Here is a 12,951-nt window from a genome sequence, read left to right on the forward strand (position 1 = left end):
GCAGCGTCAGGCGCTCAGGCTGTCGTCGCCACCGCCGCCGAAATCGTCGCCGCCGAAATCGTCCTGGCTGCCGTCGTCCTGGTAGTCGGCGTCGGTGACGCCGGGGTCGATGGGGTCGGACGGCACGGCGGCATCGGCATCGCGCGGCTCCGACCCGCCGGGGTTGGCGTCGTCGCCATAGTAGTTGTTGACCACCGTTTCGGTCAGGCCGGGCGTCGCGCCGGTGAAGCCGGTGCCGAACCCACCCAGCCCGCCGCCAAAGCCGCCATGGCCCCCAAACAAGGATTCGATGCCCTGGAACAGCAGGGCACCGCCGGCGATGCCCGCCGCCGTGGTGGCGGCGCTGCGCAGGAAGGACGGGCCGGAGGACTGGGCGAATGGCCCTGCGGCCCCGCCGCCCCAGGGGCCGGGCGCAGGCTGCGCCTGGGCATAGGCCGGAGGGGCCTGGGGGTAAGCCGGTGCCTGCTGGGCCGGCGCCGGCCGGGCGGCCGCGCCGGTGCCGAAGATGGCGCCGAGGAAGCTGCCGCCGCTAGCACTGCGCTGCGGCTGGGCCGCCTGCTGCTCCAGCTCCGCGATCCGGGCCTGGGCCTGGTGCAGCGCGTAGTCCTGGATCAGCACGGTCTGGGCCAGCAGGTAGGGCGCGTCCGGCTGGTCGCGGGTGAGGTCGCGGATGGTGGCCTCCGCCTCCTCGTCCTTCGCCGCAGCCGGGGCCTGCTTCAACCGGGCGACCAGATTGGCCAGAAGGTCGCGTTCCTGAGGTGTCATCTTGAATTCTCCGGTCGGGCCCGCTTCCGTCACGGGCGCCTCCCCCTTCCGCCGCTGATATGGGCGCGGCGGTGGGGCGGTGCAATCGGCGGCGCGGCGCCGTGCCGCGCCGCCCGGTGCGACGGCCCGGTCAGGAATGCGGGTCGTAGCCGTCGGTCAGCGTCTTCATGAAGGCGACGACGTCGTCGATCTCGGCATCGGTCAGCGCCGGCGCGTCACCGGGATGGCGGTCGAAGGGCGGGTCGAGGTTGATGTTCGCCTGGTACTGCGGCGGCAGGTCGTCGTATTTGCGCAGGCTGCCGTCCGGGTTACGCGGGTACCAGCGGCCGGGATCGGTCTCGCGGGTGACGTAGAAGGCGACGGCCTCGCGCAGGCTGTGGATCGCGCCGTTGTGGAAGAAGGTCTGGCGCAGCGCGACGTTGCGCAGGCTGGGGGTGCGGAACAGGCCGCAATATTCCGGGTGATTGGCCAGGTCGGTGCGCAGCGGGCCGCAGACCCCGAGGTCGAAATAGGCCGGGTCGGCATTGGCCGGGATCTCGGCGTTGCGCGGGATGCCGATGGCGATCATGCCGGCGTCGGTGAATTGCGGTGGCGTGCCGTCATTGCCGCGCTGGCTGATATGGCATTCGGCGCAGTTGCCCTTGGCCGGGTCGTTGAACAGATCCAGGCCCCGCGCCTCCTGCGGCGTCAGCGTGGCCTGGCCGGCCAGAAAGGCGTCGTATTTGCTGGTGTAGGGGTAGAAGCTGGCGGCGTCCTGCTCGTAGACCTCGAACGCCTTCAGGATCCCGGCATAGAGCGCCGGCCGGTCGGCCAGGATGGCATCGCCGTAGATCCGGCGCAGCGGGTCGCCATAGCCCGCCGCCAGGGCATGGGTGACGACCTCGTCCGGCGTGGCGTTGCCCATCTCGAAGGCGGAGAGCAGCGGGATGGCGGCCTGGTCGGCGCCGCGATCGACCCGGCCATCCCAGGTCAGCCCGCCGGTGGGGCCGTTGTCGACGCTCTCGTCGGAATCATCCTCCGAGTCGAAGAAATGCTCGGTGAAGGGCGGCACGTCCTGCAGATAGGTCAGTGACGGCACCGCCCGCCCGCCGGGCTGGGCCATGTCGCCGCCGCCCATCTGCACCGGCAGCGCGTTGGGCGGGCCGAAGCCGTGGTCCGGGGCGTGGCAGGACGAGCAGGCGAGCTTGCCCGAGGCCGACAAAGCGGGATCAAGGAACATCGCCCGGCCCAGCGCCGTCAGCCCCTCGACCTGGCGCCGCACCTCGGCCCGCGACATCCCGGCCGAGGCCGAACTGGGTGGAGCGGACAAGGCCGACCCCACCGCCGCGAAGGCCAGCACGCCGACCGCCAGCCCGCCCCACATCGTCCGCCCCCACACCGACTGGCGTCGGCGGACACCCGATCCCAAGGCCATCCCCGGCCACCCCATGATCCGTCGCGACGTGACGCCGGGTCCGGCGCCGCGCCCACCCTTCTATGCCCAAAAAGTTTCACTTGAGCGACAGCCGGCTTCGCGCGACGGATGCCGGGCGGAAGGGGACACAGCCACCGGACCTGTGCGCCGGGAGCCAAGGGGAAAAGCCGCATGAACAGATTGATCGTTTCCGCCGTCGCGGCTGGCGCCGCCGGGCTGCTCGCGCCGCCGGGCTTCGCCGCGGATCCCGGCCAGGGCGCCGGCCTGCATGCCATCGACACGGTGGTCGTGCTCTATGCCGAGAACCGCAGCTTCGACAACCTCTACGGCACCTTTCCAGGCGCCGAGGGGCTGGCCAACGCCACCGACGCGTCGAAGGTCCAGCTCGACCGCGACGGCACGCCGCTGAAGGAGCTGCCGCCGGTGTGGGACGGGCTGACCGCCAAGGGCGTGACGCCGCCGGTGACCCAGGCCCAGACCGAGCACCTGCCGGACGGCCCGTTCGACATGGACGACCCGCAGGGCCTGAACGTGTCGCTCAACACCGTCACCCATGACCTGTGGCACCGCTTCTACCAGAACCAGATGCAGATCAACGGCGGCAGGAACGACAAGTTCGTCGCCTATGCCGATGCCGGGGCCGAGGTGATGGGCCACCTCGACGGGTCGAAGACCGCGATGTGGAAGATCGCCCAGCAATACACGCTGGCCGACCATTTCTTCATGGGCGTGTTCGGCGGTTCGTTCATGAACCACATCTGGCTGGCCTGCGCCTGCGTCGCCCGCTATCCCGATGCGGACAAGAGCGCGGCGAAGCCGTCGATCGCCGTGGTCGACCCCGACGGCGTGACGCTGACCCAGGCCCCGAACTCTCCGAAATCGGCGATGGACGGCATCCCGAAATTCGTCGCCGACGGCAACCTCACGCCCGATTTCTACGCCGTCAACACCATGCAGCCGCCCTACCAGCCCAGCGCCAACAAGCCGGCCGCGGGCGGCGACACCGCCTATGCCGACCCGATGGCGCCGACCACCCTGCCGCCGCAGACCCAGACCACCATCGGCGACCTCTTGAGCGCCAAGGGCGTCAGCTGGGCCTGGTACAGCGGGGCGTGGCAGTCGGTGCTGGACCATGGCAACGCCACCCCGGTCCCGGCCTTCCAGTACCACCACCAGCCCTACAACTACTTCATCACCTTCGCGCCCGGCACCGCGTCCCGGACCGAGCATCTGCGCGACGGCGGGCTGGACGGGGCGGAGCTGGTCAAGGCGATCGACGCCGGCACGCTGCCGCAGGTCACCTTCTACAAGCCGCAGGGCAACCTGAACGAGCATGCCGGCTACGCCGACGTCACCTCCGGCGACCAGCACCTCGCCATGCTGATCGACCACCTGCAGAAGAGCCCGCAGTGGCCGCACATGCTGGTGGTGGTGACCTATGACGAGAATGGCGGCTTCTGGGACCATGTGGCCCCGCCGAAGGGCGACCGCTGGGGCCCGAGCATGCGCGTCCCGGCGATCATCATCTCGCCCTTCGCCAAGAAGGGCTTCGTCGACCACACGCCCTACGACACGACCTCGATCCTGCGCTTCATCACCCGGCGGTTCGAGCTGCCGGTGCTGCCCGGCATCGCCGCCCGCGACGCCGGCATCGCCGCCAACGGCAACCCGCCGCTGGGCGACCTKACGGCGGCGCTGGACTTCGCCACCAACTGAGATCCGGGGGCCGGCCGCAAGGCCGGCCCCCGCTGCACTATCAGCCGTTGGTGTAGTCCTTGCCGGTCCACTGCACCGACAGCTTGGCCAGCGAGCCGTCGGCCTTCAGCGCGGTCAGCGCGGCGTCGATCTTGGCCTTCAGCGCCTGGCCCTTGGCGTCCTGGCGGAACACGAAATAGGCCGGGACCTTGGTCAGCAGGTCGCCGGTCGCCTCGACCGGCAGGCCCAGCTTCTCGGCATGGTCGCGGGCCACGATCGGGTCGTTGACATGGGCGTCGATGCGGCCTTCGGCGAGGTCCAGCAGCACCGGCGTGACGTTGCCGTCGTAGTAGCGGATCTCGAACGCGCCGGGATGGGCGGCGAGATAGTCCTCGACCAGCTTGGTGTGCTCGCTGCCGGTGCCGGCGCCGACCACCTTGCCCTTGAGGTCGTCCAGGCTGTGGATGCCGGTGACACCCTTCTTCACGATGATCGCCGACCCGCTGTAGAAGTACGGCACGTCCGAGAACAGGTACTTGGTCTCGCGCTCTGGCGTCTTCGAGATCTCGTTGGCGACAACGTCGTACTTGCCGGCCTCCAGGCCGAGGAACATGCTGTCCCAGGGCTGCGGCACGAATTCGAACTTGAGGTCGGGCACCTTGGCCTCGACCAGGCGCAGCACCTCGACGTCGTAGCCGGTCAGCTTGCCGCTGTCGTCCTGGTAGGTGAAGGGAGCATAGGTGCCCTCGGTTCCCACCCGCACCGTCTCCTGCGCGGCGGCCGGCCCGGCCGCCAGGGCCAGCGCCATCAGCCCCGCCATGACAGCAGCACCCTTCACCAGAAACCGTCGCATCATGTTCTCCATAGCTCTTCCATTGCCTCTGTCCCTCTCGTCATTCCCGCGAAAGCGGGAATCTCCCGCCGGTGAGAGATCCCCGCTTTCGCGGGGATGACGAAGAGAGGGGTGTTCGTGTCTCAGATATCGAAGCTGTAGGACCGCAGGTAGTTCTTCAGGAAGTCCCGCGTCCGCTGCTGCTCGGGCGCGCCGAACAGCGCCTTGGGGTCGCCCTGCTCGATCACCTTACCGCCGTCGATGAACAGCACATGGCTCGAGATCTCGCGGGCGAAGCCCATCTCGTGGGTGACGATGATCATGGGAATCCCCTGCCCCGCCGCCTTGCGGATCGCCTCCAGCACCTCGCCGGTGTGCTCCGGGTCCAGCGCGCTGGTCGGCTCGTCGAACAGGATCAGCTCGGGCTGCATCGCCAGGGTGCGGGCGATCGCCACCCGCTGCTGCTGGCCGCCCGACAGCGAGGACGGGTACTGAGCCGCCTGGTCGGACAGGCCCATCAGCGCGAGATAGCCCTCGGCGATGTCCTGCGCCTCGGCCCGCTTCAGCCGCTTCACCACCAGGAGGCCTTCGAGGATGTTCTCGATCGCGGTGCGGTGGCGGAACAGGTTGTAGTTCTGGAACACCATGCCGATGCGCATGCGCAGCGACTGCAGCCGGCGGCGGTCGAGCCGCGGCAGGTCGTAACGGTCGCCGCCCATGTCGATGCTGCCGGCGTCCGGCGTCTCCAGCCGGTTCAGGCAGCGCAGGAAGGTCGACTTGCCCGAGCCGGAGGGGCCGAGGATGCTGACGATGCCGCCCTGGCCGACATCGAGGTCGATGCCGTCGACCACCACCTTGGCCTTGAAGGATTTGCGGACGTCCCGGATCGAAATCATGCGGTGATGTCCCGCCGGCCGCGCGTCAGATACGCCTCCCAGCGCCGCATGCCGATCTCGACCAGGATGCAGACCACCCAGTAGATCACCGCCACCGCCAGATAGAGCTCGAAGAAGCGCAGCGACCGGCCGCCGGCGATCTTGGCCGCCGCCATGATGTCGACCACCGCGATCAGGAAGGCCAGCGAGGTGTCCTTGATCAGGCTGATGAAGCTGTTGCCGAGATTGGGCAGGGCGACGGCCAGCGCCTGGGGCAGGATGATGCGGCGCATCGCCTGGAACGGGGTCATGCCGATCGAATAGGCGGCCTCGGCCTGGCCGCGGTCGATCGACAGCAGGGCCGAGCGGATCGCCTCGGACAGGTAGGCGCCGACATTGACCGCGCAGCTGAAGATCACGAACACCAGCGCCGGCACCCGGTTGGCGTCGATGTCAGTGCCGATCTGGGCGTTGAGGTACTGCAGCAGCTTCGGGATGCCGTAATAGGCGAGGTAGATCTGCACCAAGAGCGGCGTGCCGCGGATGAAGGAGATGTACAGCGTCGCCAGCTGCCGCAGCACCGGGATGCGGTAGATCCGGATCAGCGCCGCGCCGGTGCCGATCACCAGGCCGAAGGCCATGGCGCTGAAGGCGATCAGCAGCGTCACCGGCAGATAGGGCAGGATCTGCGGGAAGGCGGCGAAGAAATAGTCGAGGTCGAAGACCGAATTCATGCGCGCACCGGGCGGACGGCAGGGCCGCCGCACGCTCCCAAAGGGTGGCGGATGACTGGGATTGGTGTCGTCTGCACGAAATCCGTCAATCGAAACTTGGGGCCGCGCCTGGGGATCGGATGCCCGCGACACGGCGGAGCGGGCGAGCGCCGGAGGTGGCGATCGCCCGCCGGATATGCAACAGCAAAGCGTGCATATTTAATTTTTACGATTTATTTTGTATTAACCGGCTGCATCCCGACCCGACATCCGGCTAGCGGTCACAGCCACGCCCGCCGCCCCTGGAAAGGCACCCGCCCCTGGCGCCCGGCCGATTCGAGACGCTAGCCTCTCCCGGCAGGGCATCGGGAGGGGAAACATGTCCATTCTGCTGAAGATCATCGCCGGCTTGATGGCGGCGCTCGGCGGGCTCGCCATCATCCTGACGATCCTGGGCGTGACGCGCGGCTACAGTGTCGAGCCCGCGCTCCAACTCCTGGTCTCGGCGCTCGTCCTCGCCGCGATCGCCAAGCTTCTGGACGACACGCGAGCGATCAGGCACCGGATCGAGCACATCCAATATCAGGTGATCGAGGAGATCCGCGCCGCCCGCAAATCAGGGCCCGACTAGAGCCGCGCCCTGACGCCCAGGCAGAAGCCGACGCAGATGCCGGCGACCACGGCGGACCAGGGGTTGCGATGCACCGCCGCGTCGATCGCGTTGGCTCGCGCCTGGGCGATGCCGGCCACGGTCTCGCCCAGGCGGGCAACGTCCTCGCGCAAGGCGCGCAGATCCGCCTCGATGTCCCGCACTGCGCCGTCGGCCTCGACTTCGGCCGCCTCTGCCTCGATCTCGGCGGCGGTGCGCTTGGCCTCGATCTTCGCGGCCTTCGCCGCTTCGGCAGCGGTCTTGCTGATGGATTCGGTGTCGGCCATGAGGAAGCTCCCTTTGTCTTCCCAGGCCAACGGCACCGCGACCGCGATGGTTCCTCACCGTCCTTCGCGCACAGGGGTCGGCATTACATCAAATTCATCCGATTCCGCAGCGAAGCGGCCTCGACAACCGGACGCGGCGGGCGCAGAAGGAACTGCGATAGATTCGCATTCCCGCTCGCAACTCGCGAGCAGCATGTCGCGCGCCACCGGACACCGACATCCGGCCGAACCGCCCCCATGGTCCGGCCCCGTCGCCGCCCGGCGACGCTGTACCGGGTGGCCGTTGGATGTTGGTACCGTTCCTGATCATGATGCGGGAGGGCATCGAGGCCGCCCTGATCGTCGGCATCATCGCCGGCTATCTCCGCCAGACCGGCCGGTCGCAATGGATGCCGCTGGTCTGGATCGGCATCGCCACCGCCGTCCTGCTCTCCCTCGCCGTCGGCATCGTGCTGGACCTGGTCAGCGCCGAATTCCCGCAGCGCCAGCAGGAGCTGTTCGAGGCGCTGGTCGGCCTGGTCGCGGTCGGCATCCTGACCTCGATGGTGTTCTGGATGCGCAAGGCCGCCCGGTCGATCAAGGCGCAGCTGCAGCATTCGATCGACGCGGCACTGGACGGGCATGACGGCACCGGGATGGCACTGATCGCCATGGTGTTCTTCGCGGTCGCCCGCGAGGGGCTGGAATCGGTGTTCTTCCTGCTCGCCACCTTCCAGCAGGATGTCGGGCTGGCGGCGCCGGTCGGCGCCCTGGCCGGCATCGCAGTCGCGGTCGCCGTCGGCATCGCCATCTACTGGGGCGGCGTGCGGCTGAACCTGAAGCGCTTCTTCCGCTGGACCGGCCTGTTCATCCTGGTGGTGGCCGCCGGCCTGCTGGCCGGGTCGCTGCGGGCGCTGCACGAGGCTGGGCTGTGGAACGGGCTGCAGGAGACGGCCTTCGACCTCAGCCACGTCCTGCCCATCGACGGGCCGGTCGGGTCGGTGCTGGCAGGCATCTTCGGCTACCAGGACACGCCGGCCGTCGGCGAGGTCGCCATCTACATTCTCTTCCTTTTGATCACCCTGCCGTTGTTCCTCGGCGGCCACCGGGCCCCGCGCGAAGCCCGGTCCAACGCCTGAGCCCCTTTTCGGAGCACGCCACCGAATGTCGCTGCAGCGCACCACCCGGATCGGACTCGGCGTCGTCGCCGTGCTGGCCGTCGCCGTCGCCGGGCTGGGCGTCTACGCCTATCTCCACCGCGCCCCCCGCCCCGCCGCAGGCGGCACGGCCGTGACCATCACCGCCAAGACCTGCGAGCCGAACGCCCTGACGGTCGAGGCCGGGCGTGTCACCTTCCAGGTGCTGAACCAGAGCGACCGCGCCCTGGAGTGGGAGATCCTGCAGGGCGTCATGGTGGTGGAGGAGCGTGAGAACATCGCCCCCGGCTTTACCCAGTCGCTGACCGCGCGGCTGGAGCCCGGCACCTACCAGATCACCTGCGGCCTGTTGAGCAATCCGCGCGGCACCCTGACCGTGACCGCGGCCAAGAACGCCCCGGCCGAGCCGCTGCGGCCGTCGCTGATCGACCTGATCGGGCCGATCGCCGAATACAAGGTCTATGTTACCACCGAGACCGCCGACCTGGCTGCCGCCACCCCGCCGCTGGTCGCCGCGGTCAAGGCCGGCGACCTCACGCAGGCCCGGGCCCTGCTGGGCCCGGCCTGGGTGCACTACCAGCGGATCAAGCCGATCGCCGACCTGTTCGGCGACCTCGACACCGCGCTGGACGGCCGCGCCGACTATTTCGAGAAGAAGGAGCAGGACCCCGGCTTCACCGGCTTCCGCCGGCTGCAATACGGCCTGTTCACCGAGAATTCGACCGAAGGGCTGGGCCCGGTGGCGGACAAGCTGGCGGCCGACGTCCAGGCGCTGCAGGCCCGCATCGCCGACCTGTCGATCCCGCCAGACAAGATGGCCGGGGGCGCCGCCGCGGTGATCGCCCGCCTCGCCGCCGACAGCAATGCCGACACCGCTGGGGCCCAGGCGGATGTCGAGGGCGCCGCCAAGATCGTCGGCCTGCTGCGGCCCCTGAGCCAGAAGGCCGACAAGGCGCTGAGCGACCGCATCGACGGCGACCTCACCGCCGCCGGCCTGGCGCTGTCCAAGGACGACCGCGCCGGGATGCAGGCCCCGGTCGCGTCGCTGGCCGACGCCCTGCCGAAACTGCGCACCACCCTGGGACTGGATTGACCGGACCGACGCCATGAGCAGCAACGACCACCAGGACAAGACCCCCGACCTCGCGGATGCCGACAGCCCCGCGGCCCCCAGCCGGCGCAGCGTGCTGCGCGGCCTGGGCCTGGCCGGCGGCGGCGCCGCGCTGGGCGCCTTCGCCGTCGCGGCGCCTGCCGCCGCCCAGTCGCAACAGCAGCCCCCCGGTCGCGATGCCGAGGCCGCCGAGCAGGTGCAACCCTTCTACGGCCCCCACCAGGCCGGGATCGTCAACCCGGTGCCCGCCGCCGGGCTGGTCGCCGCCTTCGACGTGCTGGCCACCAGCCGGGCGGACCTGGAGCGGATGTTCCGCACCCTGACCGAGCGCATCGCCTTCCTGATGGCCGGCGGCACCCCGCCGGAGATCGACCCGAAATTCCCGCCGCCCGATTCCGGCGTGCTGGGCCCGGTGATCGTGCCCGACAACCTGACCGTCACCGTCGCGGTCGGCGCCTCGCTGTTCGACCAGCGCTTCGGCCTGGCCGGGGTGAAGCCGCTGGAGCTGACGACCATGGTCCGCTTCAGCAACGACGCGCTGGACCCGGAGACCTGCCACGGCGATCTGATGCTGCAGTTCTGCGCCAACACGCCGGAGGCCAACATCCACGCCCTGCGCGCGGTGGTGAAGGCGACGCCGGACCTGCTGGCGCTGCGCTGGAAGCTGGACGGCTTCCTGCCGGCTGCCACCAAGACGACCGGCCCGAAGGAGACGGCGCGCAACCTGCTGGGCTTCAAGGACGGCACCGCCAATCTCGACCCGACCGACGGCACCGCGATGGACCGGATCGTCTGGGTCCGGCCCGACACGGCCGAGCCGGCCTGGACGGTCGGCGGCAGCTACCAGGTGGTGCGCATCATCCGCAACTTCGTCGAGCGCTGGGACCGCACCCCGCTGCAGGAGCAGCAGACCATCATCGGCCGCGACAAGGCGTCCGGCGCGGCGCTGGGCCTGAAGGCGGAGCACGACGTGCCGGACTATTCGGGCGACCCCGAGGGCAAGGTGATGCCGCTCGACGCCCATATCCGGCTGGCCAATCCGCGCACCGCGGCGACCGAGGCCAACCTGATCCTGCGCCGGCCGTTCAACTATTCGCGCGGGGTGACCAAGGCCGGCCAGCTCGACATGGGGCTGCTGTTCATCAGCTTCCAGTCCAGCCTGAAGGCAGGCTTCATCGCCGTGCAGGAACGACTGAACGGCGAACCGCTGGAGGAGTACATCAAGCCGACCGGCGGCGGCTATTTCTTCACCCTTCCGGGCGTTCCGGACAAGGACGGCTATCTGGGCCAGGGCCTGTTGCAATCGGCCGCGAGCTGAACGCCGGATGACCACCCAGGGGCCAAGGTTTTTCACGCAAGGGGACTGCATATGAAACGCATTCTGATTCTCGGCATCAGCACCGCCGCCCTGCTGGCCGCGGCCGGCGCCATGGCCGCACCGCCCTCGCCGCTCGACCTGGTCGAGCCGATCGCCAAGTACAAGATCTACGTCACCGGCGAGGTCGACCAGCTGGTCGCGCACACCCGCGAATTCACCGCGGCGGTGAAGGCCGGCGACCTGAAGAAGGCCCAGGCGCTGTATGCCCCGAGCCGGGTGTTCTACGAGCGGATCGAGCCGATCGCCGAGCTGTTCAGCGACCTCGACGGCAGCATCGATTCCCGGGCCGACGACCATGCCAAGAACGAGGCGGATCCCGAGTTCACCGGCTTCCACCGCATCGAGTATGGGCTGTTCGAGAAGAAGTCGACCGATGGCATGGCGCCCTTCGCCGACAAGCTGCTGGCCGACGTGATCGACCTGCAGGGCCGGATCAAGGCGCTGACCACGCCGCCGGACAAGGTCGTGGGCGGCGCCGCGGCGCTGATCGAGGAGGTCGCGGCCACCAAGATCTCGGGCGAGGAAGACCGCTACAGCCACACCGACCTGTACGACTTCCAGGCCAATGTCGACGGCGCCAAGAAGATCGTCGACCTGCTGCGCCCGATCCTGGAGAAGAGCGACAACGCCCTGCTGATCAAGGTCGACGCCAACTTCAAGACGGTCGACACCATCCTGGCGAAGTACAAGACCAAGGATGGCGGCTTCGAGACCTACGACAAGGTGACCGACGCCGACCGCACCGCGCTGAAGGGCCCGATCACCACCTTGGCCGAGGACCTGTCCCAGCTGCGCGGCACGCTGGGCCTGAGCTGAGGCGTCCCACGGTTTCGCAGGTTGGGTTCGCGGCAAGCGAACCCAACACCAGCCGGATCGAGCAAGGATACACGGACAGCCACACGGTCGAAGCCGCCATGGCGGCGTCTGGGCGGATGCCAGGCTCAGGTCTGCCCGCTGCCCCTCTTCCCATCGTCATTCCCGCGAAAGCGGGAATCTCTCTTCGGTCAGGGTGTGAGGAGATCCCCGCTTTCGCGGGAATGACGGATCCGGGGTGTTCTGTCGAACCTGCCTATTGCGTTAACGCGCGATCCTCGTTCATGATCTGTTCCATGAATATGGCTCGACCCGACGAGATCCCGCCGACCGATCCCGACCTGAAATGGACGGGGTGGGCGCTGGACATGCTGCGCGAGATGGTCGAGATCGACTGCCGCACCAAGCGGATGACCGCGCAGCAGCAGGGGGCGATCCTGGCCGGGCCGGAGGCGCCGGACTACGCACTGATGCAGTCGCGCCTCTCCCGCTCGATGCGGCTGTCGCTCGCCATGACCGAGCGCATCCGCGCCGACTACCTGTCCCGCAAGGCCGAGGCCGAGGAGACCGGGGAGCGCGAGCGCCGCCGACAGCGGCGGGAGCAGGCCGCCCGGGCCGTGATCGAGGCGGCCGCGGCGCCCGACGAGGCCCAGGACTTCGAACGCGTGCGCTCCGCGGTGCGGGAGAAGCTGGCCGAGGACGAGATCCTCGACGTCCAGATCGATACCCTGTCCGCCGCGGACTTCGTGCGCGAGGTCTGCCGCTGGCTCGGCCGCAGGCCAGACCCGGCCCGGCTGCCGCGGGGCTGGGACGACGAGGCCAACGACAACGCCGGCGCGCCCGGCGCGGTCGTCGTCGCCGCGGACCCCGAGGCCGGCGACGGCCGGGCCGAGTCGCCGGAGGATGACAGCCGCCCGCCGTCCCGGCTGCCGCCGCCGGACAGCAGCTGAGCGGGTGATGGGTAACGTCGAGCCATTATCGAAGCCCGCCGACCGCGTTGCCTCTCCCGTTTGCGGGAGAGGTCGGAGGCGCTCGCGCCCTTCCCCAGCCGTCATCAACTCAGTTGATGTTCTTGTCTGAGTTTTGCGTTGGCGATGATGACGAGCTTGCGCATGAGGGCAGTGAGGGCGACGAGCTTCTTTTTGCCGTTGGCGAGGAGTTTGAGGAAGAAGGGCCTGAGTGTGGGGTGATGGTTGCTGGCGGCCATTGCGGCCATGAAGAGGGCGCGTTTGATCTCGGGTCTGCCGCCTTTGGTGCGGCGGTAGGCGTTGGTGTTTCCGCTT

14 protein-coding genes are annotated in these 12,951 nt (G+C 69.0%); 7 read left to right on the forward strand and 7 right to left on the reverse strand.

Annotated features, from left to right (window positions below; genetic code table 11):
• Positions 1-6 precede the first annotated feature (6 nt).
• Positions 7-765 (reverse strand): DUF2076 domain-containing protein, encoded by a 759-nt coding sequence (locus AB4112_RS26740; protein WP_441724053.1) that lies wholly within the window; start codon positions 763-765, stop codon positions 7-9.
• A gap of 130 nt (positions 766-895) precedes the next feature.
• Positions 896-2,179 carry a cytochrome-c peroxidase gene (locus AB4112_RS26745; RefSeq protein WP_309802093.1) on the reverse strand — a complete coding sequence of 428 codons (1,284 nt, stop codon included), beginning with the start codon at positions 2,177-2,179 and terminating at the stop codon, positions 896-898.
• A 171-nt stretch (positions 2,180-2,350) separates the two neighbouring features.
• Here AB4112_RS26745 and AB4112_RS26750 point away from each other — a divergent pair, with 171 nt between their 5' ends.
• The gene (locus AB4112_RS26750) at positions 2,351-3,895 is read left to right on the forward strand and encodes an acid phosphatase (RefSeq protein WP_441724055.1); all 1,545 of its coding nucleotides are present in this window, start codon (positions 2,351-2,353) and stop codon (positions 3,893-3,895) included.
• Positions 3,896-3,935: 40 nt separating this feature from the next.
• On the opposite strand, the gene AB4112_RS26755 is transcribed toward AB4112_RS26750, so the two are convergent.
• From AB4112_RS26755 to AB4112_RS26765, 3 genes are all read right to left on the reverse strand, one after another.
• Positions 3,936-4,730 carry a transporter substrate-binding domain-containing protein gene (locus tag AB4112_RS26755; RefSeq protein WP_441724057.1) on the reverse strand — a complete coding sequence of 265 codons (795 nt, stop codon included), beginning with the start codon at positions 4,728-4,730 and terminating at the stop codon, positions 3,936-3,938.
• A 119-nt stretch (positions 4,731-4,849) separates the two neighbouring features.
• Positions 4,850-5,602 (reverse strand): amino acid ABC transporter ATP-binding protein, encoded by a 753-nt coding sequence (locus AB4112_RS26760; protein ID WP_441724059.1) that lies wholly within the window; start codon positions 5,600-5,602, stop codon positions 4,850-4,852.
• Positions 5,599-6,315: an amino acid ABC transporter permease gene (locus AB4112_RS26765; protein WP_441724061.1), complete on the reverse strand. Its 717-nt coding sequence runs from the start codon at positions 6,313-6,315 to the stop codon at positions 5,599-5,601. Before AB4112_RS26765 ends, AB4112_RS26760 begins: the two co-directional genes overlap by 4 nt.
• A 358-nt stretch (positions 6,316-6,673) precedes the next feature.
• Between AB4112_RS26765 and AB4112_RS26770 the strand changes: the two genes are divergently transcribed.
• On the forward strand, positions 6,674-6,925 hold the full coding sequence (locus tag AB4112_RS26770; RefSeq protein ID WP_309802083.1) for a hypothetical protein: 252 nt from the start codon (positions 6,674-6,676) through the stop codon (positions 6,923-6,925).
• Here the strand turns inward: AB4112_RS26770 and AB4112_RS26775 are convergent.
• On the reverse strand, positions 6,922-7,230 hold the full coding sequence (locus AB4112_RS26775) for a hypothetical protein (protein ID WP_441724063.1): 309 nt from the start codon (positions 7,228-7,230) through the stop codon (positions 6,922-6,924). The two genes, AB4112_RS26770 and AB4112_RS26775, sit on opposite strands and share 4 nt — an antisense overlap.
• 287 nt (positions 7,231-7,517) lie before the next feature.
• Between AB4112_RS26775 and efeU the strand changes: the two genes are divergently transcribed.
• The 5 genes from efeU to AB4112_RS26800 all read left to right on the forward strand — a co-directional run bounded on the left by efeU (position 7,518) and on the right by AB4112_RS26800 (position 12,618).
• Complete coding sequence (efeU, locus tag AB4112_RS26780) at positions 7,518-8,348, forward strand: iron uptake transporter permease EfeU (RefSeq protein ID WP_309802080.1); 831 nt, start codon at positions 7,518-7,520, stop codon at positions 8,346-8,348.
• A gap of 25 nt (positions 8,349-8,373) precedes the next feature.
• A complete protein-coding gene (gene efeO / locus AB4112_RS26785) occupies positions 8,374-9,459 on the forward strand; it encodes an iron uptake system protein EfeO (RefSeq protein ID WP_309802078.1) in 1,086 nt (361 codons plus the stop codon).
• 13 nt (positions 9,460-9,472) lie between these two features.
• On the forward strand, positions 9,473-10,795 hold the full coding sequence (gene efeB / locus AB4112_RS26790; protein ID WP_309802077.1) for an iron uptake transporter deferrochelatase/peroxidase subunit: 1,323 nt from the start codon (positions 9,473-9,475) through the stop codon (positions 10,793-10,795).
• 51 nt (positions 10,796-10,846) lie between these two features.
• On the forward strand, positions 10,847-11,671 hold the full coding sequence (gene efeO / locus AB4112_RS26795) for an iron uptake system protein EfeO (RefSeq protein WP_309802074.1): 825 nt from the start codon (positions 10,847-10,849) through the stop codon (positions 11,669-11,671).
• Between the two features lie 293 nt (positions 11,672-11,964).
• Positions 11,965-12,618 (forward strand): hypothetical protein, encoded by a 654-nt coding sequence (locus tag AB4112_RS26800; protein WP_309802073.1) that lies wholly within the window; start codon positions 11,965-11,967, stop codon positions 12,616-12,618.
• A gap of 104 nt (positions 12,619-12,722) precedes the next feature.
• Here AB4112_RS26800 and AB4112_RS26805 read toward each other — a convergent pair.
• Positions 12,723-12,951 (reverse strand): transposase (locus AB4112_RS26805; RefSeq protein WP_441724067.1); only part of this gene is annotated, 229 nt, incomplete at its 5' end.

The sequence above is a fragment of the Inquilinus sp. 2KB_23 genome (assembly GCF_052115705.1).
In the GTDB taxonomy this organism is placed as follows: Bacteria; Pseudomonadota; Alphaproteobacteria; order DSM-16000; family Inquilinaceae; genus Inquilinus; species Inquilinus ginsengisoli_A.

Excerpts from the sequence above, each read along its gene's own strand:
- AB4112_RS26740 (WP_441724053.1), bottom strand. The coding sequence starts at position 765 with ATGACACCTCAGGAACGCGACCTTCTGGCCAATCTGGTCGCCCGGTTG.
- AB4112_RS26745 (WP_309802093.1), bottom strand. The coding sequence starts at position 2,179 with ATGGCCTTGGGATCGGGTGTCCGCCGACGCCAGTCGGTGTGGGGGCGG.
- AB4112_RS26755 (WP_441724057.1), bottom strand. The coding sequence starts at position 4,730 with ATGATGCGACGGTTTCTGGTGAAGGGTGCTGCTGTCATGGCGGGGCTG.
- AB4112_RS26760 (WP_441724059.1), bottom strand. The coding sequence starts at position 5,602 with ATGATTTCGATCCGGGACGTCCGCAAATCCTTCAAGGCCAAGGTGGTG.
- AB4112_RS26765 (WP_441724061.1), bottom strand. The coding sequence starts at position 6,315 with ATGAATTCGGTCTTCGACCTCGACTATTTCTTCGCCGCCTTCCCGCAG.
- AB4112_RS26770 (WP_309802083.1), top strand. The coding sequence starts at position 6,674 with ATGTCCATTCTGCTGAAGATCATCGCCGGCTTGATGGCGGCGCTCGGC.
- AB4112_RS26775 (WP_441724063.1), bottom strand. The coding sequence starts at position 7,230 with ATGGCCGACACCGAATCCATCAGCAAGACCGCTGCCGAAGCGGCGAAG.
- efeU (WP_309802080.1), top strand. The coding sequence starts at position 7,518 with ATGTTGGTACCGTTCCTGATCATGATGCGGGAGGGCATCGAGGCCGCC.
- efeO (WP_309802078.1), top strand. The coding sequence starts at position 8,374 with ATGTCGCTGCAGCGCACCACCCGGATCGGACTCGGCGTCGTCGCCGTG.
- efeB (WP_309802077.1), top strand. The coding sequence starts at position 9,473 with ATGAGCAGCAACGACCACCAGGACAAGACCCCCGACCTCGCGGATGCC.
- efeO (WP_309802074.1), top strand. The coding sequence starts at position 10,847 with ATGAAACGCATTCTGATTCTCGGCATCAGCACCGCCGCCCTGCTGGCC.
- AB4112_RS26800 (WP_309802073.1), top strand. The coding sequence starts at position 11,965 with ATGAATATGGCTCGACCCGACGAGATCCCGCCGACCGATCCCGACCTG.